Source organism: Vibrio sp. HI00D65 (genome assembly GCF_001635455.1).
Classification (GTDB): domain Bacteria; phylum Pseudomonadota; class Gammaproteobacteria; order Enterobacterales; family Vibrionaceae; genus Vibrio.
Genome location: NZ_LWEH01000138.1, coordinates 1 through 224, shown reverse-complemented (window position 1 = coordinate 224; position 224 = coordinate 1). Strand labels below are relative to the sequence as shown.

Annotated in this window: 1 protein-coding gene; it reads left to right on the top strand. The window is 50.9% G+C overall.

Annotation, left to right across the window (positions count from 1 at the left end):
* A partial coding sequence (locus A3712_RS11445; protein WP_443083592.1) for an ABC transporter permease subunit occupies positions 1-224 on the top strand: 224 nt, incomplete at both ends.

Genomic DNA, 224 nt, shown 5'->3' with positions numbered 1-224 from the left:
AGCGGTTGCGGGCATCATTGTGGCTTCTCGTTTGTCATCAGCTCAACCAACCGCAGGTATGGGGTATGAGCTAGACGCTATCGCAGCCGTGGTTCTTGGCGGTACAAGCTTAGCTGGCGGTCGTGGTCGTATCATGGGCACATTGATTGGTGCACTGATTATCGGCTTCCTAAACAACGCCCTAAACCTACTAGACGTTTCTTCTTACTACCAGATGATTGCAA